Consider the following 400-nt stretch of genomic DNA (forward strand, 5'->3'; position numbering starts at 1 on the left):
CACTCACGCTCGACATTCCGCATGCACTCGTCTACAGCCTGATGGATCGCGCGCAATACGAGTGTTCCGAATGGGCCGGGGTCACGGCCGAAGAATACGCAGAAGCCGACGAACACGGCTACACGCCCCCGCGCGTGCTGACGGTGGATGAGTACGGCGACGAGGAAAAGCCGCAGAGCACGCGGCGGCTTGCGCTGGACGAGGTTACGGAGGGCATCCGCCGCGTCCTGCTCAACGATATGACGGTACGCGAGTCGCATGCACTGGTCGCGGGTTGGATTCGTGCCGACCTGTATCGAGCGATCATCGATCCGGATCACGACGCGCACTCGTACACGGTGGATTGTGTGATTCAGGCCGCCGCGCTGGGCCGCCACGTGTACAATTAAGGGGGTATCAT

At 62.2% G+C, this 400-nt stretch carries 1 protein-coding gene; it reads left to right on the forward strand.

Annotated features, from left to right (window positions below; translation table 11 throughout):
• On the forward strand, window positions 1–389 hold a 389-nt coding region (locus AC1RPW_RS08040), incomplete at its 5' end, for a hypothetical protein (protein WP_481769449.1).
• Between the last annotated feature and the right edge of the window lie 11 nt (window positions 390–400).

This window comes from Dellaglioa sp. CoH-55-MRSF-8, from assembly GCF_056782195.1.